Source organism: Alcanivorax hongdengensis A-11-3, assembly GCF_000300995.1.
Classification (GTDB): Bacteria; Pseudomonadota; Gammaproteobacteria; order Pseudomonadales; family Alcanivoracaceae; genus Alcanivorax; species Alcanivorax hongdengensis.
Genome location: NZ_AMRJ01000004.1, coordinates 43,574 through 68,577, shown reverse-complemented (window position 1 = coordinate 68,577; position 25,004 = coordinate 43,574). Strand labels below are relative to the sequence as shown.

Annotated in this window: 24 protein-coding genes; 21 read left to right on the top strand and 3 right to left on the bottom strand. The window is 62.4% G+C overall.

The genetic code is table 11. The features are described from left to right. Positions 1–26 precede the first annotated feature (26 nt). On the top strand, positions 27–260 hold the full coding sequence (locus tag A11A3_RS04540; protein WP_008928091.1) for a hypothetical protein: 234 nt from the start codon (positions 27–29) through the stop codon (positions 258–260). Between the two features lie 212 nt (positions 261–472). Here the strand turns inward: A11A3_RS04540 and rne are convergent, their stop codons facing one another. Next, on the bottom strand, positions 473–3,634 hold the full coding sequence (rne, locus tag A11A3_RS04535; protein WP_040296714.1) for a ribonuclease E: 3,162 nt from the start codon (positions 3,632–3,634) through the stop codon (positions 473–475). A gap of 629 nt (positions 3,635–4,263) precedes the next feature. Between rne and A11A3_RS04530 the strand changes: the two genes are divergently transcribed. From A11A3_RS04530 to A11A3_RS04515, 4 genes are all read left to right on the top strand, one after another. Next, positions 4,264–5,217, top strand: coding sequence for an RluA family pseudouridine synthase (locus A11A3_RS04530; RefSeq protein ID WP_008928089.1), 954 nt, complete (start codon positions 4,264–4,266; stop codon positions 5,215–5,217). Then, positions 5,214–5,888, top strand: a complete 675-nt coding sequence (locus tag A11A3_RS04525) for an HAD family hydrolase (protein WP_008928088.1) — start codon at positions 5,214–5,216, stop codon at positions 5,886–5,888. The genes A11A3_RS04530 and A11A3_RS04525 overlap by 4 nt, the downstream gene beginning before the upstream one ends. Positions 5,889–5,890: 2 nt before the next feature. Next, on the top strand, positions 5,891–6,865 hold the full coding sequence (gene sppA / locus A11A3_RS04520) for a signal peptide peptidase SppA (protein WP_008928087.1): 975 nt from the start codon (positions 5,891–5,893) through the stop codon (positions 6,863–6,865). An 80-nt stretch (positions 6,866–6,945) separates the two neighbouring features. Next, entirely contained in the window at positions 6,946–7,731 is a 786-nt protein-coding gene (locus A11A3_RS04515; protein WP_008928086.1) for an undecaprenyl-diphosphate phosphatase, read from the top strand. 29 nt (positions 7,732–7,760) lie between these two features. On the opposite strand, the gene A11A3_RS04510 is transcribed toward A11A3_RS04515, so the two are convergent. Continuing rightward, entirely contained in the window at positions 7,761–8,351 is a 591-nt protein-coding gene (locus A11A3_RS04510; RefSeq protein ID WP_008928085.1) for a Maf family protein, read from the bottom strand. Positions 8,352–8,570: 219 nt separating this feature from the next. On the opposite strand from A11A3_RS04510, the gene A11A3_RS04505 reads away from it, so the two are divergent. From A11A3_RS04505 to A11A3_RS04430, 16 genes are all read left to right on the top strand, one after another. Beyond that, the gene (locus tag A11A3_RS04505) at positions 8,571–9,086 is read left to right on the top strand and encodes a YceD family protein (RefSeq protein WP_008928084.1); all 516 of its coding nucleotides are present in this window, start codon (positions 8,571–8,573) and stop codon (positions 9,084–9,086) included. A 32-nt stretch (positions 9,087–9,118) separates the two neighbouring features. After that, positions 9,119–9,310, top strand: a complete 192-nt coding sequence (gene rpmF / locus A11A3_RS04500) for a 50S ribosomal protein L32 (RefSeq protein WP_008928083.1) — start codon at positions 9,119–9,121, stop codon at positions 9,308–9,310. Positions 9,311–9,469: 159 nt separating this feature from the next. Then, positions 9,470–10,486, top strand: coding sequence for a phosphate acyltransferase PlsX (gene plsX, locus A11A3_RS04495; protein ID WP_008928082.1), 1,017 nt, complete (start codon positions 9,470–9,472; stop codon positions 10,484–10,486). 109 nt (positions 10,487–10,595) lie between these two features. Continuing rightward, positions 10,596–11,525: an ACP S-malonyltransferase gene (gene fabD, locus A11A3_RS04490; RefSeq protein ID WP_008928081.1), complete on the top strand. Its 930-nt coding sequence runs from the start codon at positions 10,596–10,598 to the stop codon at positions 11,523–11,525. Between the two features lie 2 nt (positions 11,526–11,527). Beyond that, positions 11,528–12,259, top strand: a complete 732-nt coding sequence (gene fabG / locus A11A3_RS04485) for a 3-oxoacyl-ACP reductase FabG (RefSeq protein ID WP_008928080.1) — start codon at positions 11,528–11,530, stop codon at positions 12,257–12,259. Positions 12,260–12,444: 185 nt separating this feature from the next. Next, on the top strand, positions 12,445–12,678 hold the full coding sequence (gene acpP, locus A11A3_RS04480; RefSeq protein WP_008928079.1) for an acyl carrier protein: 234 nt from the start codon (positions 12,445–12,447) through the stop codon (positions 12,676–12,678). 206 nt (positions 12,679–12,884) lie between these two features. Continuing rightward, positions 12,885–14,123, top strand: coding sequence for a beta-ketoacyl-ACP synthase II (fabF, locus tag A11A3_RS04475; protein WP_008928078.1), 1,239 nt, complete (start codon positions 12,885–12,887; stop codon positions 14,121–14,123). 14 nt (positions 14,124–14,137) lie between these two features. Next, entirely contained in the window at positions 14,138–14,914 is a 777-nt protein-coding gene (pabC, locus tag A11A3_RS04470) for an aminodeoxychorismate lyase (protein WP_008928077.1), read from the top strand. Continuing rightward, a complete protein-coding gene (gene mltG, locus A11A3_RS04465) occupies positions 14,914–15,972 on the top strand; it encodes an endolytic transglycosylase MltG (RefSeq protein ID WP_008928076.1) in 1,059 nt (352 codons plus the stop codon). Before pabC ends, mltG begins: the two co-directional genes overlap by 1 nt. Further along, entirely contained in the window at positions 15,969–16,598 is a 630-nt protein-coding gene (gene tmk, locus A11A3_RS04460; protein WP_008928075.1) for a dTMP kinase, read from the top strand. The genes mltG and tmk overlap by 4 nt, the downstream gene beginning before the upstream one ends. After that, on the top strand, positions 16,589–17,596 hold the full coding sequence (locus A11A3_RS04455; RefSeq protein WP_008928074.1) for a DNA polymerase III subunit delta': 1,008 nt from the start codon (positions 16,589–16,591) through the stop codon (positions 17,594–17,596). The genes tmk and A11A3_RS04455 overlap by 10 nt, the downstream gene beginning before the upstream one ends. 43 nt (positions 17,597–17,639) lie before the next feature. Continuing rightward, positions 17,640–17,987 (top strand): PilZ domain-containing protein, encoded by a 348-nt coding sequence (locus A11A3_RS04450; protein WP_008928073.1) that lies wholly within the window; start codon positions 17,640–17,642, stop codon positions 17,985–17,987. Positions 17,988–18,150: 163 nt separating this feature from the next. Next, complete coding sequence (locus tag A11A3_RS04445; protein WP_008928072.1) at positions 18,151–18,948, top strand: TatD family hydrolase; 798 nt, start codon at positions 18,151–18,153, stop codon at positions 18,946–18,948. Beyond that, positions 18,945–20,261, top strand: coding sequence for a DNA recombination protein RmuC (locus tag A11A3_RS04440; RefSeq protein WP_008928071.1), 1,317 nt, complete (start codon positions 18,945–18,947; stop codon positions 20,259–20,261). The genes A11A3_RS04445 and A11A3_RS04440 overlap by 4 nt, the downstream gene beginning before the upstream one ends. A gap of 379 nt (positions 20,262–20,640) precedes the next feature. Next, on the top strand, positions 20,641–22,293 hold the full coding sequence (locus A11A3_RS04435; protein WP_008928070.1) for an FMN-binding glutamate synthase family protein: 1,653 nt from the start codon (positions 20,641–20,643) through the stop codon (positions 22,291–22,293). A 231-nt stretch (positions 22,294–22,524) separates the two neighbouring features. Further along, positions 22,525–24,168 (top strand): trypsin-like serine protease, encoded by a 1,644-nt coding sequence (locus A11A3_RS04430; protein WP_008928069.1) that lies wholly within the window; start codon positions 22,525–22,527, stop codon positions 24,166–24,168. Here A11A3_RS04430 and A11A3_RS04425 read toward each other — a convergent pair. Continuing rightward, the gene (locus tag A11A3_RS04425) at positions 24,136–24,978 is read right to left on the bottom strand and encodes a hypothetical protein (RefSeq protein ID WP_008928068.1); all 843 of its coding nucleotides are present in this window, start codon (positions 24,976–24,978) and stop codon (positions 24,136–24,138) included. The genes A11A3_RS04430 and A11A3_RS04425 overlap by 33 nt on opposite strands. Positions 24,979–25,004 lie beyond the last annotated feature (26 nt).

The following is a 25,004-nucleotide window of genomic DNA, read 5'->3' as shown; positions in this document are numbered from 1 at the left end:
CTTGAATAGCTGACAGGGAGTCCGGCATGTACGAAGTCTATGTGCCCCTGGCGGGGCAATCCGATGCCTGGCAGACCGTGGACGCGGTCCATGTCCATGGCCAGGTTTACCGCCTGATCGGCGAAATGCCGGAAGATGAACAGTGGCTCTACAGCACCGGCCAGATGGTCGAGTGCGAGCGCCAGGCGCCGCCACAGCAACCGGACTCCGAAGAGACGGTCCTGGTGGCCCGCAAGGCAGTGGTGCCGGCGTCGCTTTAGGGCGCGACACTCTCGGGCATTGAAGACCTGTTTTACCGCAGAGACCACAGAGACAAAGCCTCATTCGTGCTCTGTCGTATTTGTGGTACGTCCACCCTGATTATCGCGCGACAGTGATGTTGCTGGTTTCGTTGCACCAGCGGAATTCATAAACCACAAAAAAGCCCGCCAGATTGGCGGGCTTTTTTGTGGGTGGCGAAAGCGGGCGGCGATTACTGATCCGACGCCGCATCCTCCGCCTTGGCTCGAGCCTGCTCGGCGGCCTGTTGCTCACGACGGCGCTGGCGCGGGTCGTTGCTGGCGCGGCCCTGTTCGGCGGCGGCCGGTTCGCTGCTGGTGCGCGGCGTGGTTTTTACCTCCACGGCGCGGGTGGGCAGCTCATTTTCCGGCTTGGCCTGGGGCTTGGGCTTTTCTGCCTTGGCCGCCGGTGCCGGTTGGGGCGCGGGCTGGCTGGCCGCAGGCTGATTGCCGCGCTGGCGCGGGTCGTTGCCGGCCCGTACCGGGCTGCTGTCAGCGGCCGGCGTTGCCGGTTTTGCTTCAGGCTCGGCGGGTGCCGCTTTCGGGGCTTCGGCTTGCTTCAGGGCTTGCTCCGGCGCTTTGACCGGTGCCTGGGCCTCAGGGGCTGCCGGTGCCGGGGTTTGCTCTGCAGCGGGTTTTTGCTCGGCCTGGGTAGGCGCCGGCTCGGCTTGCTGTTGCGCCGGGCGTTGCTGGGCGGCCGGGGCTTGCGGCGTCTTGTCGTCCTGCTTGTTGTCCTGCTCCGGGGCCTGTGCCTTTTGCGGCTGGGCCTGTGCCGCCGGTTGGGCGGCCGGCTTGTCTGCCGGGGCCGGCTGCGGCGCGGGTTTGTCCTCGGCGTTTGCCGTGGCAGGCGTGTCGTTGCGCTCGGTGCGCGCCGGTTTGCTGTCAGCGGCTACCGGGCCCTTGTTGCCGTCGCCGGCTTTGTCGGCGGCGGGTTCGTGGGCCGGGACCAGCTTGGCCGGCGGATGGCCTTCGTCATCCTTGTCCGCGGCATCGGTCTGGGCCGCCGGCTGGGGGCTGGGCCCCTTTTGCTCGTCACGGGCCGGCGGCTGCGGCTTGTTGTCCGCGGCCGGCTTGCTGCTGTCACGGTTGTCTTCGCGCTTGTCGGCCTTGGCCGGGCGCTGGCGCTCACGCAGGGGGCGGTCGTCCTTGGCATCGGTGCGACGGGGAGCCTTGGGACCCTTGTCGTTGTTGCCGGACTTGTTGTCGTTCTTGCTGTCGCCCTTGTTGTCCTGGGCGGGCTTGTTGTCGTCACCGCTGCGGTTGTTGCGATTGCGGTTGCGGCCCTTGTTGTTGCCGTCGTTGCGGTTGTCGTCCTTGTTGTCCGCGTTCTTGTTGCGGCGGTTGTCGTTGCGCCCGCCGCGGTTGTTGCGGTTGTCGTCCTTGCTGTCCTTGTTGTCGGCAGCACGGTTGTCGTCGCCCTTGTTGGGGCCGCGCTTGCGTTGTTGATTGTCGCCGCCGTTCTTGTTGCGGTTGTCAGCACGGTTGTCGCTGCGCGAATCGTTGCTGCGATTGTTGCGGCGGTTGTCGTTGTTGCCACCCCGGCCACGGCTGTTGCTGTTGCGGTTGCGGGTGTTCTGCTGGCGCTGATTGCCGTTGCTTCTGGCCTGCGGTTTGCTGGCCTTTTGCGGCTGGGCGTCCTTGCTGAATACCTGGGCCAGCCAGGTGAACAGGCGCGCCAGCAGTCCCAGCTGCTGGGTGCTGGCCGGCGGGGTCTTGGCCGCCACGGGTTCTGCCGGTTTCGGCGGCGGCGCAGCGGTGTCCGGGGCCATCAGTTTGACCGCCGGTTCCTGGGTCTTGATCTCGGTGTCCTGGGCGGACACGGTGGCCGGGTCCTTGTCGCCTTCCAGCAGGTCCATTTCGTGGCTCAGCTGGGCGGTGGTCTGGTCTTCGCGGATACGCTCCACTTCGAAGTGGGGGGTTTCCAGGTTCGGGTTGGGAATGATCACGACCCGGACCTTGTGGCCTTCCTCGATGGCGCGCAGGGGTTTGCGCTTCTCGTTGAGCAGGTAGGTGGCCACGGCCACCGGCACCTGGGCCTGGATTTCCCCGGTGCGCTCCTTCATCACCTCTTCTTCGATCAGGCGCAGGATGCTCAGGGCCAGGGATTTCACATCACGGATGTGGCCCTGGCCGTCACAGCGAGGGCAGACGATGCTGGAGGTTTCCCCCAGGCTCGGGCGCAGGCGCTGACGGGACAGTTCCAGCAGGCCGAAGCGGGAGATACGGCCCAGCTGAATGCGGGCGCGGTCGGCTTCCAGGGCATCGCGCATGCGGTTTTCCACATCGCGCTGGTTGCGCGCCGGGCCCATGTCGATGAAATCCACCACAATCAGGCCGCCGATATCACGCAGGCGCAGCTGGCGGGCGATTTCCTCGGCCGCTTCCAGGTTGGTCTGCAGGGCGGTTTCCTCGATGTCCGCGCCCTTGGTGGCCCGGGAGGAGTTGATGTCGATGGATACCAGTGCCTCGGTGGGGTCGATGACAATGGAGCCGCCGGAGGGCAGTTTCACTTCCCGCTGGAAGGCGGTTTCGATCTGGGATTCGATCTGGAAGCGGGAGAACAGCGGGGTTTCCTCGCTGTACAGCTTGATCTTGTGCTGGAAGTCTTGCATGACCTGCTGCACAAAGGCCTGGGCTTCCGCGAAGACCTTTTCGGAATCGATCAGGACTTCACCAATGTCCTTGCGCAGGTAGTCGCGGATGGCGCGGATAATGACATTGGATTCCTGATAGATCAGGAAGGGCGCCTTGCGATTTTGTGCGGCTTCCTCGATGGAGGTCCACTGTTTGAGCAGGAAATTCAGATCCCACTGCAGTTCCTCGGCGCTGCGACCCAGGCCGGCGGTACGCACGATCACGCTCATGTCATCCGGTACGGTCAGGGCGCCCAGGGCCTCCTTGAGCTGGGCCCGTTCTTCGCCCTCGATACGGCGCGAGATGCCGCCGCCACGGGGGTTGTTGGGCATCAGCACCAGATAGCGTCCGGCCAGGCTGATGAAGGTGGTCAGGGCGGCGCCCTTGTTACCCCGTTCTTCCTTGGCCACCTGGATGATGACTTCCTGACCTTCCTTGATCACATCCTTGATGTTGATGCGACCCTGGATGTCCTTGGGATCTTTCTGGAAGTACTGGCGGGAGATTTCCTTGAGGGGGAGGAAGCCGTGGCGCTCGGCGCCAAAGTCGACAAAGGCAGCTTCCAGGGAGGGTTCCACCCGGGTGATCTTGCCCTTGTAGATGTTGGCTTTCTTCTGTTCCCGTGTGCGGTGTTCGATATCCAGGTCATACAGCCGCTGGCCGTCGACCAGTGCCACCCGAACCTCTTCGGGGTGAGTGGCGTTGATAAGCATACGTTTCATTGTGCTACCACAAGTTCGTGGTGGCATGGGGCAGGGCCGGGTAATAACCGGTAGCAGACCAGGGGGAGTGCCGACAGGCTCGTCACGGGTTTTGACGCACCGTCTTCAGAGCGGGTGCGTGTTCCTTCGCGATGGTTGTGCCTGGGTCGGTGCGCTCTCCGAGTTGTTTGCAATGTTTAGTGCGTATGGTGCTGGCAATGGGCCAGTCATTAATGCTTCACGCTATTGCCGTGGCGATTGTCACACAGCAATCTGTAAACTCTTGTCTGTCTGTTTTCCAGGTCATTCTGACCGGCGCTGCAGGCCACCATTGTTAACGTTCAGGGCCCGGGAATGCCGGACGCTGTAAATGGATTTGCTGCAGCGTTTGCCCGCTGTGCCTCAATGAGAGCGGGCGCTAACGCTATGTCTGGCCGGGCGGACGGGCTGAATGTCTGACGGCGAATGATCGCTGCGCGTCGCCGTTGCCTCCGCAGGCCGACGCTTGACTATAGCAACAAACATAAAGGCAGTGAATAGTTGATCACGAATAATGCATAGCAAAAACAAGGGCTTCTTGGGTTGTTTATAGTCTTTGACTATTAATGAAGCGCTATTCACTGATATCGGCTTTCTATAGAATCGCGGCCATGTCTGAACGTACCCCCTCCGCGGACCGTGTCACCTTCGTTACCATTGACGAGGGTCGTGCCGGTCAACGCCTGGATAATTTCCTGTTCACCCATCTCAAAGGGGTGCCCAAGTCCCGTATCTACCGGATCATTCGCTCCGGCGAGGTGAGGGTGAACAAGGGCCGCGCCAAACAGACCACCCGATTGGCCACCGGTGACCAGGTGCGTATCCCGCCCATCCGTACCAGTGAATCGTCGGCGCCGCCGGCGGTCAGCGATGGCCTGGCCGAGCGCCTGCGCCGGGCCTGTGTCTATGAGGATGATCAGCTGATGATCTTCAACAAGCCGGCGGGGTTGGCGGTGCATGGTGGCAGTGGCGTCAGCCTGGGGCTGATCGAGGCCCTGCGGGTGATGTACCCCAAAGAGCAGAATCTGGAGCTGGTGCACCGGTTGGACCGGGATACCAGCGGCCTGATCATGGTGGCCCGTCACCGGGGCATGCTGCGCAAGCTGCAGCGGCTGATGCAGTCCGGTCAGGTGGAAAAGCGTTACTGGCTGCTCTGCCAGGGCTTCAAGGGCAAGGAAAGAACCCTGGAGGCCCCTTTGCTGAAAATGATGAACGGTAATGAACGCATCGTGCGGGTTTCCCGGGAGGGCAAGCCGTCCGTGACCCATTTCCGCTTGCTGGAGCGGCTCGGTGACGCTCAGCTGGTGGAGGCGCTGCTGGAAACCGGCCGCACCCACCAGATCCGCGTGCATGGGCAGTTTGGCGGGTTTGCGCTGCTGGGCGACGACAAGTACGGCAGTGACCGCGGGGCGGCCCTGCTGGAAAGCCTGGGCCGTCGCCGCCTGTGTCTGCATGCCCGCAGCCTGACGTTCGTGCACCCGACCACCGGCAAGCGTCTGACCGTCAGTGCGCCGCTGGATGAGGACTTCGAAGCCATCATTACGGCGCTGCGGGAGCGCGCATGAACTACGACCTGATTATCTTCGACTGGGATGGCACGGTGATGGATTCCACTGGCCGCATTGTCAGCTGCATGCAGCTGGCCGCCAGTGACCTGGCGCTGCCGTCACTGCACGATGACGCGGTGCGGGGGATTATCGGCCTGGGCCTGCCGGAAGCCATCGCCACGCTTTACCCTCACCTGGACGGGCAGGGCATCGAGCGGATGCGTGACCGGTACGCGCAGCACTTCATTGCCGCCGAGCAAACCCCCAGTGCCCTTTATCCCGGTGCCCTGGCCCTGCTTGGCCGGCTGCGGCAGGCTGGCCTCAAGCTGGCGGTGGCCACCGGCAAGAGCCGCAAGGGGTTGCAGCGGGTCTGGAACAATACGGACCTGGGTAGTTACTTTCATGCCTCCCGCTGTGCCGATGAAAGCCAGTCCAAACCGCATCCGGCCATGGTGCTGGAACTGCTGGAGGAACTGGCGGTCGCACCGGAGCGGGCTCTGGTGGTGGGGGATACCAGCTTTGATCTGGATATGGCCCGTGCTGCCGGGGTGGACCGGGTGGCGGTGAGCTACGGGGCCCATCCGCTGGAACGGCTGGCTCCCAGCGAGCCCCGCGCCATTATTGACGAACTGATGCAGTTGCTGCCCCTGATCGGGGTGGCGGACCAACCGATAACAGAGAGCGCCTGACAATGACCGATAATGAACAACCGCGCCCGCAGAACGACCGTGAGTGGAAACTGATCGAAAAGCTGCTGGGCCAGGCCCAGGATGAGCAGCGCAAGACGCGCCGCTGGGGCATCTTTTTCAAAGCCCTGACCTTCGTTTACCTGTTTGCCCTGCTGATTTTCATCATGCCCGGGCGCACCGGTGACAGCGTGGCGCTGGCCGAAGACCATGTGGCCGTGGTGGATGTGAACGGCATGATTGCCGCTGACCAGGATGCCAGTGCCGATCTGATCGGCAAGGGGCTGCGCGATGCCTTCGAGGCGGACAATGCCAAGGCGGTACTGCTCAAGATCAACAGCCCGGGCGGCTCGCCGGTGCAGGCCAATCAGGTCTACAACGAAATTCGCCGGCTGCGCCAGGCGCACCCGGACAAGAAAGTCTATGCGGCGATCACCGACATGGGCGCTTCCGGTGCCTACTACATCGCGTCTGCCGCCGATGAAATCTATGCGGACCCGGCCAGTATTGTCGGTTCCATCGGTGTGATCATGGCCGGCTTTGGCCTGGAAGGTACCGCCGACAAGCTGGGCGTGGAGCGTCGCGTGATGACCGCCGGCGAGCACAAGGACCTGATGGACCCCTTTGCACCGGTCAGCGACTGGGACAGGAAGTACATGCAGAGCATGCTGGATGACATTCACCAGCAGTTTATCGACGCGGTGAAGCAGGGCCGTGGTGACCGACTCAAGGTCGAAGGTCATCCGGAGCTGTTTTCGGGGCTGTTCTGGACCGGCCGCCAGGCCCTCCAGCTGGGCCTGATCGATGGCCTCAAAAGCCCCGGCCAGGTGGCCCGTGATGTAATCGGTATTGACCGTACGGTGGAATATTCCGCCAGCCGTTCTCCCCTGGACGAGCTGATCCGTCGCTTTGGTGTGTCCGTGGGCCACGGCGTGGCTTCCAGCCTGGGCCTCAACGCCAACGTGCCCACGGTGCGTTAGGCACGAACCTTGAATCCCCCTGTGCGGCGGCGAGCATCCGGCTCGCCGCCGTTGTTTCTGCATGAGGAATCTTCCCGCAAATGGATATCTTGCAAGCCATCATTCTCGGCATTGTCGAAGGGCTGACCGAATTTCTGCCAGTGTCGTCCACCGGCCACCTGATTGTGGTGGGTGACTGGCTGGGCCTGGCCAATACCGATGCCAACAAGGCCTTCGATGTGATCATTCAGCTGGCCGCTATTCTCGCTGTGCTGGCCAATTACCGTGACAAGATCAGCCTGCGACACCTGGAGCTTTGGAAGAAGCTGGTGCTGGCCTTTATTCCCATCGGCATCATTGGCCTGCTGTTTCACCACCAGATCAAGGAGCTGTTCTCGGTCACGGTGGTGGCGGTGATGTTTATTGTCGGTGGGGTGGTGTTCCTGGTGCTGGAACACTTCTACAAGGAAGAGCAGTCCCATACCGTCAATGTGGAGGACGTGACCTACCGGCAGGCGTTCTGGATCGGTATTGCCCAGATCTTTGCGGTGATACCGGGTACCAGCCGGGCCGGTTCGACTATCGTTGGCGGCTTGTTGTGCGGACTGAGTCGCCGCGCCTGCGCGGAGTTTTCCTTTCTGCTGGCCCTGCCGGTGATGGCAGCGGCCAGCGGCTTTGACCTGCTGCGTCATTACCAGGATTTCAGTGATGCCAACCTGATCAGCCTGGCGGTGGGTTTTGTCACGGCCTTTGTGGTGGCCTATTTCACCATGAAGTGGTTTATCCACTTCCTGCAGCGCTTCACCTTCGTCAGCTTCGGTATCTACCGGATCGTGTTCGGGGTGATGTTGCTGGTGTTCTACCACTCCAGCGTGGTGACCGGCTAGCCGGGCCACGGGGCCGTGGCCGAGGTGGCCTACAGAGGCAGAGTGACGCCCTCTGCGGCCAGGAAATCGGTCAGCTGAATCAGCGGTAGCCCTACCAGGGCGTTGGGGTCACGGCCCTCCAGGGTCTTGAACAGCACAATGCCGAGGCCCTCGGACTTGAAACTGCCGGCGCAGTTGAGTGGTTGCTCGATGTCCACATAGCGCTCGATCTGCTCGGGGCGCAGGGTGCGAAACTGCACGGCAAAACGCTCGCAGGCCACCTGGCTGCGGCCCGTGGCGGTGTTGAGCAGGCACAGACCGGTGAGAAACGTGACCCGCTGGCCGCTGGCGGCGCTCAGCTGGGCAATGGCATTGTCCCGGCTGCCGGGCTTGCCCAGCACCTGGTCGCCCAGCACCGCCACCTGATCCGAACCGATGACCAGTGTCTGCGGGTAGGCATCGGCCAGCGCCTGGGCCTTTTGTCGGGCCAGGCGCATCACCAGGGCAGTGGGGCTTTCCCCCGGATGGCGGGTTTCGTCGATATCCGGGCTCTGGTGCTGGAATGCCAGCCCCAGCTTGCCAAGCAGCTCCCGGCGAAACGGCGAGGAAGAGGCAAGCAGCAGGGAAGGGGTGTCAGTCATGATGATCTCCGCGTCAGGCGGCCAGAGTGTAGAGATTTTCCCCGGCGGGAAGAAGAGCCAGGCGCCGGGAAAACCGGTAAAATACCGTTACAGGGCTCCGATTGGGCGGCCGGGCCGGGAAGTTTTTTTACGGCCGGGAAAAAGTCTTTTCCCTTCAATCGGTTAGCCTCCCACATTCACTTTGACAGCAGGGCCTTGCGGCCCTAGAATTGCGCGCTTATGTTTTCAGGGCAATTGCCACAGTTCCTCGACCCGCGCAAGTACGCGGATCAGGGTCGCGTATTGGAAGGCCAGCTGACGGTGGCGGACCTGCCACGCCTGCAGGAATACCACGACAGTCTGGATCAGCCGGTGACCGTGTCACTGGCATTCGGTCGCGATGAAGAGGGGCATCGGCGTATTGAAGGCGAGGTCAGTACCACCATGGTACTGACATGTCAGCGCTGCCTGGAGCCGGTTTCCTATCCGATCACGGCCCACATTGATGTGGCTCTGGTATGGGGCGAGGATCAGGCCAAGGCATTGCCGGAGCGACTGGACCCCTGGCTGGTTGGTGATGAACCCATGGTTCTCGCCGAGCTGGTGGAAGAGGAGCTGCTGCTGGCCATGCCGCTGGTGGCGTTGCATGACCCCTGCCCGACATCCCTGCCGCAGGAGAGCGGTGAGGATGAAAAACAGGAAAACGCGGATAATCCTTTTGCCGTGCTGGCCCAGTTGAAAGGTCGCGGCAAGTAAACTGGCAGAGATAAACGCCCGAGGAGCTCGAAATGGCTGTTCAACAGAATCGTAAAACCCGTTCCAAGCGCGGTATGCGTCGTTCCCACGATGCGCTGTCCGCATCCACCATCACTGAAGATGCGAACACCGGCGAAGTGCATCGCCGTCACCACATTTCCCCGGATGGCATGTACCGTGGCCGTCAGGTGATTCGTCAGGTGGAAACCGACGACGAAGAGTAACACCGCAAAACGGGAGCTTCGGCTCCCGTTTTTGTTTGTGGCGCAATGCCCCTGAAATCCTCCCCGTGGAGGATTTTTTGTAAGTGGATGTGGGGAGCATGTTGCTGGCAACCGTTTTTTGTCAGAATGCCTGCGCTTAAACAATAAAGGAAACTGCCCATGTCGGTTGTGACTCTGGCGGTGGATGCCATGGGGGGCGATCACGGTACGCCAGTGACCGTGCCCGCCGTGGCCAGCATGCTGTCCCGCCACGAACACCTGCATATCATTCTTGTCGGCCAGCCCGCCGAGCTGGAAGCGGCACTGAAAAAGCAGGGTATTGCCGGCCATTCGCGCCTGGAGATACAGCCCGCCAGCGAAGTGGTGGCCATGGATGATCCGGTGGCCGTGGCCCTGCGTCAGAAAAAAGATTCCTCCATGCGCGTGGCTATCAATATGGTCAAGGACGGCCGTGCCCAGGCGGCGGTCAGCGCCGGTAATACCGGGGCACTGATGGCGGTCAGTCGTTTCGTGCTCAAGACCCTGCCCGGCGTTGACCGCCCGGCCATCTGTACCGCCATCCCCACCGCCAATGGCCATTGCCACATGCTCGACCTGGGCGCCAATGTGGATTCCGAACCGTCACATCTGTTGCAGTTTGCCCTGATGGGGCAGGCGGTGGTGTCTGCGGTGGACGGCGTCGAGCATCCGCGGGTGGCGCTGCTCAATATCGGTGAGGAAGACATCAAGGGCAACGAGCAGATCAAGGAGGCCGCCAGCCTGCTGCGTGAGCATGACCGTCTCAATTACGCCGGCTTTGTGGAAGGCAATGGTATTTTCGCCGGCGAGGCGGATGTGGTGGTCTGCGATGGTTTCGTGGGTAATGTGTCACTCAAGACCATGGAAGGCGTGGCCACCATGATCGCCGGCATGATCCGTGAAGAAGTGGGGCGCAGCTGGTGGCGCAAGCTCAGTGGCCTGTTTGCCCTGCCGCTGCTGACCGGCCTGAAAAAACGCATGGACCCGGAGCGCTACAATGGCGCCAGCCTGGTGGGGCTCAACGGTGTGGTGGTAAAAAGCCACGGCGGTACCGGTGTGCAGGGCTTTATCAGTGCCCTGGAGGTGGCCCAACTGGAAGCGCGGCGCAATGTGCCGGCGTTGATCCGTGATGCCCTGGCGGAGCCCGTCCCCGGATAACATATTTTGTTGCAGCCTGACCCGGACAGCACCGGCCAAAGCCGGCATACTGCGCCGGCATTGGCACATCCTGTCTTCGTACACCCTGTAAGAGTGGAAGGGAAAAAGAATGTCCAAGATCGCTTTTGTATTCCCCGGCCAGGGCTCCCAGAGCCTGGGCATGCTGGCGGACTTCGCCGACCAGACCCCTGTTCGCCAGGCTTTCCAGGAAGCTTCCGGCGCCCTGGACCTGGATCTCTGGGAGCTGGCTCAGCAGGGGCCCCAGGAGGCTCTCAACCAGACTGAAAATACCCAGCCGCTGTTGCTCACCGCCGGTGTGGCGCTGTGGAAACTGTGGGAGCAGAGCGGCGGCCCGCGGCCAACACTGCTGGCCGGCCACAGCCTGGGGGAGTACACCGCGCTGAGCTGTGCCGGGGTCATCAATCTGGGCGATGCGGTGCGTCTGGTGCGCACCCGTGGCCAGCTGATGCAGCAGGCCGTGGCCCAGGGCGAGGGCAGCATGGCGGCGATTCTGGGCCTGCAGGATCAGCAGGTACGTGATGCCTGCCAGCAGGCCGCCGAGGGCGATGTGGTGGAAGCGGTGAATTTCAATGCCCCCGGTCAGGTGGTGATCGCCGGGTCCGCCGCGGCGGTGGAGCGGGCCATTGCCGCCTGCAAGGACGCCGGCGCCAAGCGTGCCATGGCGCTGCCGGTGAGCGTGCCGTCCCACTGCGCCCTGATGAAGCCGGCGGCGCAGAAGCTGGCCGAAACCCTGCAGAGTATCAATTTTCATGCCGCGGAAATCCCGGTTATCAATAATGTGGATGTGGCGGTGGAAAGCGATCCGGCACAGATTCGTGACGCACTGATTCGCCAGCTCTACTCGCCGGTGCGCTGGGTGGAAACCGTGCAGGCGCTCAAGGACAAAGGGGCCACAAGGCTGTTCGAATGTGGCCCCGGCAAGGTGCTTTCCGGTCTGGTCAAACGCATTGATCGTGAACTGGACGCCAGGCCGCTGGAAACGGACGCTGCCTTCCAGGCAGCCTTGAAAGGGGAATAGGGATGACAGACAAGAAAGTGGCCCTGGTCACCGGTGCCAGCCGTGGCATTGGCCGGGCCATTGCCGAAGCCCTGGTGGAAGCCGGTTTTTTTGTGATCGGCACCGCCACCAGTGACAACGGCGCCCAGGCCATCGGCCAGGCGTTGGGCGATAACGGCGCCGGCAGGGTATTGAACGTGGCCGACAGCGACTCGGTCACCGAGACCATCAAGGCCATCAACGAGGAATTCGGTGCGCCGCTGGTGCTGGTCAACAATGCCGGCATCACCCGTGACAACATCATGCTGCGCATGAAAGAGGACGAGTGGGCGGACGTCATCAACACCAACCTCAACTCCCTCTACCGGGTCAGCAAGGCCTGCCTGAAAGGCATGACCAAGGCCCGCTGGGGGCGCATTATCAATATCAGTTCCGTGGTCGGTACCATGGGCAACGCCGGGCAGGCCAATTACGCGGCGGCCAAGGGCGGGGTCGAAGGGTTCACGCGCGCATTGGCGCGGGAGCTCGGCTCACGTAACATCACAGTCAACGCCGTGGCGCCGGGGTTCATCCAGACGGATATGACCGATGCGCTGCCTGATGCCCAGCGGGAGACCCTTCTCAAGGAAATTCCGCTCGGTCGTCTGGGGCAGCCACAGGAGATCGCCAGTGCGGTGAGCTGGCTTGCCAGCGACGGTGGGGGGTACGTTACCGGTACCACTTTGCACGTCAATGGGGGCATGTTTACCGGGTAGCTCAAAAAACGAGCGTTTGAGAGTTTCTGGGAAAGTGCTCTAGTTGACTGTTTTCCCAGAGAAAAATATTTGGAAAAACTTAAGGTTAAGTCGGTACCTGCGGCGGCTTGCAAGCGCAAACAGCGTTCACCTAGAATAGCCGCTCATAGGTGCTAGCACACCATTAACAGGAGAGTAATAGGATCATGAGCAGCATCGAAGAACGCGTGCAGAAAATCATTGTGGAACAACTGGGTGTAAAACCGGAAGACGTAAAATCCGAAGCGTCCTTCGTTGAGGATCTGGGTGCAGACTCCCTGGACACCGTTGAGCTGGTGATGGCACTGGAAGAAGAATTCGAAACCGAAATCCCGGACGAAGAAGCTGAGAAAATCAGCACCGTTCAGGCAGCCGTGGATTACATCAAGGCCCACAGCTGATTCGGTTGCTTTCAAAGCAGACACGAAAGCCGCAGGTTCTGTGAACTTGCGGCTTTTTTGTGTTGGTCAGTGATGGCCCGGCCCAGACCGGGCGACCGTGATGTTTGCTTACACAACGACGACCCTGCAATCAGGGCGTTGTAGTACGCTTGCAGCCTGAAAACCGGATAATTCAGGCAAATAATCAGGATTGGGAGGAACAACAGGTGACGTTACGTCGTGTAGTGGTGACTGGCCTGGGCATGCTCACGCCCCTGGGTGCGGATACCGCCAGCAGCTGGGAAGGGATCAAGGCCGGCAAGAGTGGCATCGGCATGATCGAGCATTTCGACACCGAAGCGTTCTCCACCAAGTTTGCCGGTCTGGTTCCCGAGTTTGATGTCAGCGAGTATCTGCCTCCCAAGGATGCCCGCAAGATGGATATTTTTGTCCAGTACGGCCTGGTGGCTGCCATTCAGGCCTTCCGGGATTCCGGTCTGGACATGGAACGCGAAGATCCCACCCGCATCGGTGCCGCCATCGGCTCCGGTATCGGCGGGCTGACCAACATCGAGGAAAACCATCGCAAGATGCTCGATGCCGGTCCGCGCAAGCTGTCGCCGTTTTTTGTGCCCGGCACCATCATCAATATGATCGCCGGCAACCTGGCCATCATGTACGGCTTCAAGGGGCCCAACTTCGCCACCGTTACCGCCTGTACCACCGGCACCCACAACATCGGTTTTGCCGCCCAGCAAATCCAGCTGGGCCAGGCGGATGTGATGATTGCCGGCGGCGCCGAGAAGGGCTCCACGCCCCTGGGCATGGGTGGCTTCAGTGCCGCCCGGGCGCTGTCCACGCGCAATGATGATCCGCAGGGTGCCAGTCGCCCCTGGGACAAGGAGCGTGATGGCTTCGTGCTGGCCGACGGCGCCGGCGCCGTGGTGCTGGAAGAATACGAACGGGCCAAGGCCCGTGGCGCCACCATCTATGCGGAGCTGGTGGGCTATGGCATGAGCGACGATGCCTATCACATCACCGCGCCCGCAGAGGGCGGTGCCGGTGCCGCCCAGGCCATGCGTAATGCCCTGGTGGGAGCCGGTGTCAGCCCCGAGCAGGTGGGCTATATCAATGCCCACGGCACCTCCACCCAGGCCGGCGATGTGGCCGAAGCCATGGCCATCAAGAGCGTCTTCGGTGACCACGCTTACAAGCTGGCGGTGAGCTCTACCAAATCCATGGTTGGCCACCTGCTGGGCGCCGCCGGCGCGGTGGAGGCGATCTTCTCCATTCTTGCCATGCGTGATTCGGTGGCACCGCCGACCATCAACCTGGAGAACCCGGACGAGGGCTGCGACCTGGACTTTGTGGCCAACCAGGCCCAGCAGCGCGGGATCGAATACGCCCTGTCCAACTCCTTCGGTTTTGGTGGTACCAACGGCACCCTGCTGTTCAAGAAAGGCTGACGGATTCGGTGCCCGTGGACCCGAGAGATCGCGGCCTGGCCTACGGTGACGGGGTGTTTGAAACCCTGCGCGTCACCGCCGCCGGCCAGGTGCCTCTCTGGCCGCTGCACCGCCAGCGTCTGCAAGCCGGCTGTGCCGCCCTGGGCATTCCGCTGGAGCTGAGCCGGCTGGAACAGGCCCTGGCCGATCAGCTGAGCGCGTCGGCCGGGCAGGGCGGCGTGCTCAAGCTTATCGTCACCCGCGGTGTCGGCGGCCGGGGTTACCTGCCACCGGCGTCGCCCGTGCCGAACTGGTTCTGGCAACATGGCGCGCTGCCCGTTTGGGCGGATTCCCTGCGCCGCGAAGGCCTTACCCTGGGGCTGTGCAGCACGCCGCTCTATCCCGAACCGCTGGCCGGCTTCAAGCATCTCAATCGCCTGCCCCAGGTGCAGGCCCGCCGGGAAGTGGCCCGTCAGGGCTGGCACGAGGGCCTGCTGCTCAGCGCCCATCGTCAGCCCCTGGAAGCCACCGCCATGAACCTGTTTGCCCGCATTGACGGCCACTGGTGGACGCCGGATCTGGCCGCCGCCGGCGCCGGAGTGGGCGGAGTGATGCGACAGTGGTTGCTGCAGCATCTGGCCGGTCAGGTACGCTGTGATCTGCGGCCGTTGTCACAGCTGCGTACCGCCGAGGCAGTATTTCTTTGTAATAGTGTTGTCGGCGTGCTGCCGGTGCGTAAACTGGCGCAATGGCACTGGCCGGTGAGCGAGTCAGTGCGACAACTCCAACAGACTGTCGATACCCTTTTTTAATGCGTCGAAAAATTCGCCTTTTTGGCCTGCTGGTCGTACTGCTGGTGGTGGCCGTGCCCGTCGGCGGTGCCTGGGTTGCCCGTTACCTGCATCAACCGCTGCCGCTCAAGGAAGCCCAGCTGGTGTTGATTTCACCGGGGACCGGCTTCAACCGTTTTCTCTATGACCTGCGCAGCGAAGGTCTGCTGGGCGATGCCCACCAGGCACACATGCGCTACTGGGGCGCGCGGCTCTATAGTGCCTTCACCGGCATTGCCGGGCGCATGCATGTGGGCGAATACCGGGTAGAACCCGGCGACAGCCTGCTGACCCTGCTCGATCGCATTGACCAGGGCAAGGTGCTGCAGCGCAGCATCACTTTTGTGGATGGCTGGAATTTCCGGGAAATGCGGGCTCGCCTGGCCGGCATGGATACCATCGAGCACCGGATCAAGGGGCTCAGCGATGCCCAGGTGATGACCCGTCTGGGCCGGCAGGGGCAGCACCCGGAAGGCTGGTTTGCCCCGGATACCTACTTCTACACCCGTGGCACCACCGACCTGACCCTGCTGCAGCGGGCCCTGGAACGTCAGCAGGCGATTCTGGACCGGGCCTGGGCCCAGCGTGACCAGGACCTGCCCTACGACACGCCCTACAAGGCATTGATCATGGCCTCCATCGTCGAGAAGGAAACCGGTGTCCCGGATGAACGTGCGGAAATTGCCGGCGTGTTCGTCAACCGCCTGCGCAAGGGCATGCGCCTGCAGACCGACCCGACGGTGATCTATGGTATGGGCGAGCGCTACGACGGCAATATCCGCCGCTCTGATCTGCGCCGCCCGACACCGTACAATACCTATGTGATTCAGGGGCTGCCGCCCACGCCCATTGCCATGCCCGGCCGTGAGGCCATCGAGGCGGCCATGCATCCGGCGCACACCGAGGCGCTCTATTTTGTTGCCCGGGGTGACGGCAGCCACTATTTCTCCAAAACGCTGGCCGAGCATCGCAAGGCCGTGCGCGATTACCAATTACGGCGCCGGGATGGCTATCGCTCGGCACCGGGAGACAAGCCATGAGCAGCGGGCGTTTCATTACCCTGGAAGGCGGCGAGGGGGCCGGCAAAAGCAGTAACCTGCAGTGGCTGGCTGAGCAACTGCGCGTCAAGGGCCACCGTGTGGTAGTGACCCGTGAGCCCGGCGGTACCGTGTTGGCCGAACGTATTCGCGAAGTATTGCTGCACCCCGGCGACGAGCCCATGGCCGACGATACCGAGCTGCTGCTGGTATTCGCCGCCCGTGCCCAGCACCTGGAGGCGCTGATTCGCCCGGCGCTGGCCCGTGGTGACTGGGTACTGTGTGACCGTTTCATCGATGCCACCTGGGCCTACCAGGGCGCCGGGCGTGGCCTGGATGCCGGAGCCATTGCCCGCCTGGAACAGCTGGTGTTGCGCGACACCCACCCGGACATGACCATCCTGTTTGATGTGCCGGTGGAAGTGGGCATGGCCCGTGCTGGTGAACGTGGCAGCCTGGATCGCATCGAGCAGGAAGACCAGGCGTTCTTTGAGCGCATCCGCGCCTGTTATCGCCAGCGTGCCCACCAGCAGGCGGAGCGTTTTCGGGTGGTGGACGCCGCGCTGACCCTGGAACAGGTGCGCGCCCAGCTTCGCCCCTTGCTGGAGGAGATGGATCAATGGCCGTGACCCGTGCCCGCGTTCAGGTGCCATGCCCCTGGCACCAGCAGGAAATGACCCGGCTGCTGGAGCAGCATGAGCAGGGCCGTCTGCCCCATGCCCTGTTGCTCAGTGGCGTGGCCGGCACCGGCAAGCTGCGGTTGGCCCAGTCGCTGGCGCAGACCCTGTTGTGTGAAAAGCCCAGCGGCGGTGTGGCCTGTGGCCAGTGCCAGGGCTGTCAGCTCAGCAGCGCCGGTACTCACCCGGACCTGCACACCCTCTACCCGGACGAGCCGGGCAAGGCCATCAAGATCGACCAGGTACGCCAGCTGGTGGCCTTTGCCACTCGCACTGCCCAGTACAGTGGTTACCGGGTGGCCATCATCCGCCCGGCCGAAGCGCTCAACCGCAATGCCCAGAATGCCTTGCTGAAAACCCTGGAAGAGCCGGGCAGCCAGACCCTGCTGTTGCTGGTCAGTGATCAGCCCAGCCTGTTGTTGCCCACCATTCGCAGCCGCTGTCAGCAACGGCCGCTGCCACTGCCGGCGCCCGGGCAGGCGCTCGACTGGCTCTCGCCGCAGGTGGGGGAGAGCGCCTCGTCCTTGCTGGCGGCGGCCCAGGGGGCCCCCCTGAGGGCGCTGGAACTGGAGCAGGCAGACTGGTTTGCCGATCGGCAGCGCCTGCTGGAGGCCCTGGTCAATGTGGCCGAGGGGCGCCAGAGTGCCGCCCAGGCCTCACCGGCCCTGTCCCGCCACGACCCGAAGATACTGGCACCGGTGATCTACGGCTGGTTGTCCGCCTGTCTGCATCAGCACTACAGCGGAGAAGAAGGCTCGGACCCGGCCCTGTCTGCCTTGCTGGCCCGGCTGGCCAGGGCGGTGCCGCCGGCGCGGCTGCTGCGCGCCGCCCAGCGGGTGCTGGAGGGCCGGCGAGCCCTGCAACAGGGCGCCAACCCCAACAAGGAATTGCTCTACGAACAGTGGCTACTGGTGCTGCTGGGAATTGACGCTGCAGCAGCGGCGTTCTAATCTGCCGACATCATTAATAATAATTTCGTAAGGGGCTCGTACCATGAAAATGCCCGGGGGCCGCAGTGGCATTCTGTCACTGACGATCAAGGACAAGGCCGTGCTGTACTCCGCCTACATGCCCTTCATCACCAACGGTGGCCTGTTCATTCCCACCGACAAGCAATACAAGCTGGGCGAGGAAATCTTCCTGCTGCTCAACATCATGGATGAAGCGGACAAGATTCCGGTGGCCGGCAAGGTCATCTGGATTACTCCCAAGGGGGCCCAGGGCAACCGCAGCGCCGGCATCGGCGTGCAGTTTTCCGACCAGGACGACACCGCCCGCGTGACCATCGAAAACCATCTGGCCGGCTCGCTGGAATCTGACCGACCGACTCATACCATGTAACCGCCGCCGGCCATCGATGGCCGGCGCGTCCCCTGCGTTTTCCTTCGATGGCGTTACCACTTCGGTGGGAACTGTACAAAAAAACAGTGTATGGTGGGCTTGCCGATCTCCCCCGGGAATTCGTTACAATCCGCCTTTTGCAAAACCGGAGCTGTTTGACGCCATGACCGCCCCCGCCGTGCCCCTTGTTGACTCTCATTGCCATCTGGACCGCCTGAACCTGGAGGCCCATAACGGTGATTTCGAGGCCATGATGGCTGCCACTGCGGATGCCGGGGTCAGTCACATGCTATGCATCGGCGTGGATCTGGAATCCTTTCCACAGGTTCAGGGTCTGGCGGAGCGCTATGACAATGTGTTTGCCAGTGTCGGTGTGCATCCGCTCTACAAGGAATCCCGTGAGCCACAGGTGGCAGAGCTGGTGGAACGGGCTGCGCACCCGCGGGTGGTGGCGATAGGCGAGACCGGACTGGATTACTTCTATGCCAGGGAGCAGCGCGACTGGCAGCAGCGCTACTTCGTCGCCCATATTCAGGCCGCCCGTGAGACCGGGCTGCCGTTGGTGATTCACACCCGTGGCGCCAAGGACGATACCCTGGCGTTATTGCGAGAGCATGGCGGCGGGGAAGTGCGCGGTGTGCTGCACTGCTTTACCGAAGACCTGGACATGGCTCGCCAGGCCATGGACATGGGGTTCTATATTTCCATCTCCGGCATTGTCACCTTCCGCAATGCCGAGGCCCTGCGCGAGACCGTGCGCGAGCTGCCGCTGGAGAGGCTCTTGATCGAAACCGATTCCCCCTGGCTGGCGCCGGTGCCGTACCGGGGCAAGCCCAATGAGCCGCGCTACGTGGCCCAGGTGGCCGAGTGCGTGGCCAGCCTGAAAAACGTCAGCGTGGAAACCCTGGCGGCCGCCACGGCGGAGAATTTCTTCACCCTGTTCAACAAGGCGCAACCATGAATCTGACGGTAATGCTGGTGCTGGCGGTGGTAGCGGGGGCGGCCCCGTCAGCCCTGCTGGTGTTTATTCTCGAACGCCGGCGTGCGGCACGGGCGCAGGCCGAGTGGCAGCAGGCGCTGGATGGCAGCCGTGAAAAGCTGGCTCGCCTGCCGGTGCTCGAGCAGCAGCTGGCCAGCGAGCAGCAACATCGCCAGCACAGTGACGAGCACGCCCGGCAACTGGCAGCGGAAAAAGCCCGGCTGGAAGAGCGCGTTGCCGGCCAGCAGGAAAAACTGGCTTTTTCCGAACACAGTCGCGCCCAGCTCAAACAGGAATTCGAAAACCTGTCCGCCCGCATTTTCGAGCAGCGTGGCAAGCAGTTACAGGAGCAGCAGCAGCAGGGGCTGGATGGTTTGCTCAAACCCTTCCGTGAACAGCTGGCCGACTTTCGCCGTCGCGTGGACCAGATCCACAGTGACGAAACCCGTGCCCAGGCCTCCCTGATCGAGCAGCTCGGCCAACTCAAGAGCCTTAACCAGCAGATGCATGAGGACGCCCGTAATCTCACCGATGCCCTCAAGGGCCAGGTGAAGACCCAGGGCAACTGGGGCGAGATGATTCTCGAGCGGGTGCTGGAATCTTCCGGGCTGACCCGTGGGCGCGAATACGATACCCAGGTGAACCTGAAGGACGAGGATGGCCAGCGACGCTTACCTGATGCCATTGTGCACCTGCCGGAAGGCAAGGATGTGGTGATCGATGCCAAGGTGTCACTGGTGGCCTACGAGCGCCTCAGCAGTGCCGAGGGGCCGGAAGAGCGTGACCAGGCCCTGCGTGATCATCTGCTCTCCCTTCGCAGTCACATCAAGGGGCTGGATGCCAAGGACTACAGTGGTCTGGCCGGTATTCGCAGTCTCGATTTCGTGCTGCTGTTCATTCCGGTGGAAGGCGCCTTCATGACTGCCATGGAGCAGGACGCGTCACTCTACACCGATGCCTTCGAGCGCAATATCGTGCTGGTCAGCCCCACCACCTTGCTGGTGACTCTGCGCACCATCCAGAACATCTGGCGCTACGAATACCAGAACCGCAATGCGCTGGATATCGCTGATCGGGCCGGCAAGATCTGTGACCAGGTATCGCTGGTGGCCGAGTCCATGGATGATGTGGGCGACAAGATCGACAAGGCCCAGCAGGCCTGGCAGCTCACCTACAACCGTCTCAGTCGTGGCCGCGGCAATCTGCTGGGCCAGGCTCACAAGCTTCAGGACCTGGGCGCCAAGGCTCGCCGTAATCTGCCGTCGCCCGGTGACGACGTTGATGGGGAGAGTTAAGGAAGCTCTGAAAAACCCCTTACATACCCAGAGGGCATAAACGCTCAGGCTTACAGGCTGGTTCAACCCCTCGGCCAAGGTAAAGGGGGGCGCTTTTTTGAAGGTGTATGTCGATCCATCGGCTTTTTACCTTCAAAGAAAGGGCAACAACGAGTGTGGGCCAGCCTGAAAGCCCCGAAGGGCGAGCCCTGACGCGCACATCTGTTGCGCCTTGCCCCTGGCAAAGGGAGCCACCCTGTCCGTCGTGGCAAGATACAACAGCTGCACGCTTCAGAGCACGCTGAGCATGTAAGGGGTTTTCAGAGGTTCTCTCAGGGTGTTGCCTGCGGGCAAAGTCGGTTAGCGTAAAGGCCCCCTTTATGCTGACGGAGATGCCTCAATGGCCGCACTGCTCAGAGGACTGGCCCGTTACGGCGCCCTGATTGCTGTCGTTTTTTTGGCGCTGGCCAGTGCTGCGGGACTGTTTTTCTTCCCGCAGCGTCACGGATTATGGATGCTGCTGCTGGTGGCCGGGCCGCTGGCCATCATCGGGCTCTGGGATCTGTTGCAATCGTCCCACTCGCTGTTGCGCAATTACCCCCTGCTGGGTCATGTGCGCTGGTTCTTTGAATTTCTGCGCCCCTTCCTGCGCCAGTACATTGTCGAGGGGGACCGTGAAGCGCGCCCCTATAACCGCAACATGCGCTCGCTGATTTACCAGCGCGCCAAGGATGTGGTGGACGTAAAACCCTTTGGCACCGACCTGGATGTCTATGCCAACGAGTATCAACTGGTTACCCACTCCATGGCCCCGCGGCCGACGCCGGATGCGGATTTTCGCGTCACCGTGGGCAGCAGCCAGTGCAAGCAACCCTACCAGGCCTCTTTGCTGAACGTGTCGGCCATGAGCTTCGGCTCGCTCAGTGCGCCGGCCATCGAGGCGCTCAATCTGGGCGCCAGGAACGGCGGTTTTTACCACGATACCGGCGAGGGCAGTATCAGCCGCTATCACCGTCTGCACGGCGGCGATCTGGTCTGGGAGTTGGGCAGTGGCTATTTCGGCTGTCGTGACGACAACGGCCACTTTGATCGCCAGCAGTTCCGCGAACAGGCCCGCAGTGATCAGGTCAAGATGATCGAGATCAAGCTCAGTCAGGGGGCCAAGCCCGGCCATGGCGGGGTGCTGCCCGGTTCCAAGGTAAGCGAGGAAATTGCCCGTGCCCGGCGCATCCCGGTGGGGCAGGACTGTGTCTCCCCGGCATACCATTCGGCCTTTTCCACGCCCCGGGAGCTGTGCGAATTTGGCGCCCTGTTGCGAGAGGAATCCGGCGGCAAGCCGATTGGTTTCAAGCTTTGTGTCGGCCACCCCTGGGAGGTGCTGGCGGTCTGCAAGGCCATGCTGGAAACCGGCTTCTACTTTGACTTTATCGTCGTCGATGGCTCGGAAGGCGGCACTGGCGCGGCGCCGGTGGAGTTCTCCGACCATATCGGCATGCCGCTGCACGAAGGCTTGCTACTGGTGCGCAATGCCCTGGTTGCCACCGGTCTGCGCAGCGAGATACGACTGGCCGCCAGCGGCAAGGTCTACAGCGCCTATTCCATGGCCGCCAACCTGGCGCTGGGGGCGGACTGGTGCAACGCGGCGCGGGCCTTCATGTTGAGCCTGGGTTGTGTACAAACCAAGAAGTGTCACACCGACCGTTGCCCGACGGGCGTGGCGACCCAGCATGCCGGTCGTCAGCGTGGCCTGGTGGTGGCGGACAAGGCGCCCCGGGTGACCAACTTCCAGCGTCACACCCTCGAACATCTGGCCGAACTGATTGCCGCCGCCGGGCTGGATCATCCCGGCCAGTTGCATCCTCATCATATTCTGCACCGTCGCAACGGCACGCGGCTGGAGCCGCTGGACGAGATTTATGCCTTCCTGGAACCGCGCAGCCTGCTGGACAACCCGGAGCAGAGCCCCTATTACGCCTGGTGGCAGGCGGCGGACCCGGACAGCTTCCTGCCCAGACAGGTGGTGGGGCCCCATCACCACAAGGAAGAGAAATAAGGGTTTCATTATATAAAGTTTATTGCTGTATATTTTTATGCACTACAAAGTGTTGTAATCGTGACGTGATTTGTCGTGAATGGCAGCGAAAAACGGCACTTCGCGTCGGGTTTTGTCAAATCAGTAAAAAATATTAGGGTAATGATTTAATATTAGAACCCCGTCACAGGATCTAACCCTTTTCCCTCGATAGTATCTCTGCGTTGCAGAATATTAACCGAGGGTTTAGTTATGTATCGTTTGTGTCTTGCTCTGCTGTTGAGCCTGGGGCTGATTCAGGCGGTATCGGCGCTGGAAGCCCAACCTCGAATCATCGGGGGACAGGACGTCACACAGGTTCGGCCCTGGATGGCCGAGGTGGAAATCAGCCGATCCGGCGATCCGCAGAAGACATCCACCCTTTGCGGTGGGGCTCTGATCGCACCCAACTGGGTGCTGACCGCCGCTCACTGTGTCACCGCCAGTGGCACCACCCTGACACCGGATATCCTGTTCGTGTCCCTGGGTAGCCTGGATCGCCAGGCCACGCCGGCGGAGCGGCTGGCGGTGTCAGCCGTGCACATTCACCAGAATTACGACAGCAGCATCTACCACAATGACCTGGCGCTGCTGAAACTGTCTTCCGCGTCGTCCATGACGCCCATCAACCTGGCCAAGAGCAGTGTGATCGATCAACTGGTGCGTGGCCCGGCGGACGAGGCGCTGCTGGCTCTGGGCTGGGGCAAGACGGAAACCGAAACCCTGTCGGACGCGCTGCAGCAGGCACGGCTGGACTACGTTAGTGACGCCTACTGCGCCAGCCAGTGGGGCAACCTGACGGCCCAGCAGATCTGCGCCGGAGAAATGAACCCGGTGGCCGGCGTGGAGCAGGATACCTGCCGTGGCGATAGTGGCGGGCCGCTGGTCTACGAAAAGGATGGCCAGACCTGGCTGGTCGGTGTGACCAGCTACGGTAATGCTGAATGCGCTACCCCTGGCGTGCCGGGGGTGTATACCCGGGTCAGCAGCTATCTGGCCTGGCTGGAAAGCGCCTCCGACGGTGACCTGGTGGACCTGAGCGACAGCCTGCCGTCCACCCCGGTCTACCAGACCCCCGGTGTGCCGGTGACGGTGCAGACTCGCATTACCAATGCCAGTGCCATCAGCAGTGCCCGTCGGGTGGGCCTGCGCATTGAGCACAAGCCGGGCCTGCAAGTTTCCGCCCAGGGACTCAACTGTACCGACTACCGGGGTTACACCGATTGCACCAGCTATCTGAGCCTGGTGCGCGATGCCAGCACATCCACCCTGACCCTGACGCTCAGCAGCAGCGAAGAGTGGTATGACGACATCCGTATCCACCCCATCAGCCAGTCCCATGACTATTTTCAGGATGGCAACGGTGCCTTCCGGCTGGTATTCAGTGACAAGCCCGATGTGGCCCTGACCCTGACCAGCACAAAGCGCGACGATGGCCGGGTCAGCGTGCGGGCCCGGGTGACCAACCATGCCAGCCACCGCACGGCGGCACGGGTGCGCCTGGGCGTGTCCCTGCCCGGCGGCTGGCAGGGTGATCTGCCGGCGGACTGCTATGGCAGTGCCAGCATTCAGTGTGGCCTTGGTGATCTGGCACCCGGCGCCAGTGCCGAGCGCGAATGGTTGCTGGAAGGGTCGGGCAATGGGGCCATGCAGGTCAGTGTCTGGACTGACAACGGTGACTATCCCACCGGCGACACCTACGATTACACGGTGCCGGCCCAGGCCCGCAAGAGCCAGGCCCAGTCCCGTTCCGCTTCCGAGGGTGGCAGCAGTGGCGGTGGTGGCGGTGGCGGCAGCCTGTCGCTGGGGCTGTTCGGCCTGCTGTCAGTGCTTGTCCTGCGCCGTATCCACCAGTGACAGATGACGCTGGCGCTCCGGCGCCAGCGCACTCTGATTGCCTTTCCAGGGCAGGGTATCCATGCCGGCGGGCACGGCACGCATCTGGAAGGGGGCCTTGATGATCTCGAAATAGGGCGAGTGGTCGAAGTCCGCAGCAATGAAGGCCCGTGGCTGTAGCCGCAACAGACGCGGTGGCGTGCCGTTTTCCTTGACCAGCGGCAATACCGGGAACTGGACAAAGCTGAAGGCATCGCCGGCCAGGGTGCCGCTCAGCGCCTTGAGCACATCGCCGGCCCAACGCCGGAACAGCCGGCTGCGCCAGCGCGGTGTCAGCCAGCGCCAGGGCATCAGGGTCAGCATGAACAACGCCGGCCAGGAGCGCACGCTGGCACCACCGATGCGGCTGATGGCAAAACGCAGCACGTCCTGGGTTTCCTGTTCACTCAATCCCTGCGGGCGGCAGACGCGCAGCTGACGGCCCTCCAGGGTGGTCAGCGGCTGCACCGTCAGCCCCCGTTCCAGGCGCGTGTCGATGACCAGCTGGGTATCCGGTTCGCAGGGCGTGTAATCGGCCAGCAGGGCGCGCAGGGTGGGATCGGCCACATCGTGCAGCCGGCCGATATAAAGCACCGCCCGGGCAAAGCGACTGTCACTGATGGCCTTGAAGGTGCGATCCACGCGACTGTGGCCGGAAACCAGCAGCACGTCGCAGGGGCGCAGCACCGGCCGCAGGCTGTCCAGGTCCGCATTGGGCTGGCCGGAGAGCGGCTCGTCATGCTGCAGATGCTGACAAAGCCACGGGTAGATATCGATCTGTCGAAGGTTCATCCCTGTATCCTGAATCTGGACCGGCC

Coding starts and splice junctions, on each gene's coding strand:
- A11A3_RS04540 (WP_008928091.1), top strand. CDS start 27: ATGTACGAAGTCTATGTGCCCCTGGCGGGGCAATCCGATGCCTGGCAG.
- rne (WP_040296714.1), bottom strand. CDS start 3,634: ATGAAACGTATGCTTATCAACGCCACTCACCCCGAAGAGGTTCGGGTG.
- A11A3_RS04530 (WP_008928089.1), top strand. CDS start 4,264: ATGTCTGAACGTACCCCCTCCGCGGACCGTGTCACCTTCGTTACCATT.
- A11A3_RS04525 (WP_008928088.1), top strand. CDS start 5,214: ATGAACTACGACCTGATTATCTTCGACTGGGATGGCACGGTGATGGAT.
- sppA (WP_008928087.1), top strand. CDS start 5,891: ATGACCGATAATGAACAACCGCGCCCGCAGAACGACCGTGAGTGGAAA.
- A11A3_RS04515 (WP_008928086.1), top strand. CDS start 6,946: ATGGATATCTTGCAAGCCATCATTCTCGGCATTGTCGAAGGGCTGACC.
- A11A3_RS04510 (WP_008928085.1), bottom strand. CDS start 8,351: ATGACTGACACCCCTTCCCTGCTGCTTGCCTCTTCCTCGCCGTTTCGC.
- A11A3_RS04505 (WP_008928084.1), top strand. CDS start 8,571: ATGTTTTCAGGGCAATTGCCACAGTTCCTCGACCCGCGCAAGTACGCG.
- rpmF (WP_008928083.1), top strand. CDS start 9,119: ATGGCTGTTCAACAGAATCGTAAAACCCGTTCCAAGCGCGGTATGCGT.
- plsX (WP_008928082.1), top strand. CDS start 9,470: ATGTCGGTTGTGACTCTGGCGGTGGATGCCATGGGGGGCGATCACGGT.
- fabD (WP_008928081.1), top strand. CDS start 10,596: ATGTCCAAGATCGCTTTTGTATTCCCCGGCCAGGGCTCCCAGAGCCTG.
- fabG (WP_008928080.1), top strand. CDS start 11,528: ATGACAGACAAGAAAGTGGCCCTGGTCACCGGTGCCAGCCGTGGCATT.
- acpP (WP_008928079.1), top strand. CDS start 12,445: ATGAGCAGCATCGAAGAACGCGTGCAGAAAATCATTGTGGAACAACTG.
- mltG (WP_008928076.1), top strand. CDS start 14,914: ATGCGTCGAAAAATTCGCCTTTTTGGCCTGCTGGTCGTACTGCTGGTG.
- tmk (WP_008928075.1), top strand. CDS start 15,969: ATGAGCAGCGGGCGTTTCATTACCCTGGAAGGCGGCGAGGGGGCCGGC.
- A11A3_RS04455 (WP_008928074.1), top strand. CDS start 16,589: ATGGCCGTGACCCGTGCCCGCGTTCAGGTGCCATGCCCCTGGCACCAG.
- A11A3_RS04450 (WP_008928073.1), top strand. CDS start 17,640: ATGAAAATGCCCGGGGGCCGCAGTGGCATTCTGTCACTGACGATCAAG.
- A11A3_RS04445 (WP_008928072.1), top strand. CDS start 18,151: ATGACCGCCCCCGCCGTGCCCCTTGTTGACTCTCATTGCCATCTGGAC.
- A11A3_RS04440 (WP_008928071.1), top strand. CDS start 18,945: ATGAATCTGACGGTAATGCTGGTGCTGGCGGTGGTAGCGGGGGCGGCC.
- A11A3_RS04435 (WP_008928070.1), top strand. CDS start 20,641: ATGGCCGCACTGCTCAGAGGACTGGCCCGTTACGGCGCCCTGATTGCT.
- A11A3_RS04430 (WP_008928069.1), top strand. CDS start 22,525: ATGTATCGTTTGTGTCTTGCTCTGCTGTTGAGCCTGGGGCTGATTCAG.
- A11A3_RS04425 (WP_008928068.1), bottom strand. CDS start 24,978: ATGAACCTTCGACAGATCGATATCTACCCGTGGCTTTGTCAGCATCTG.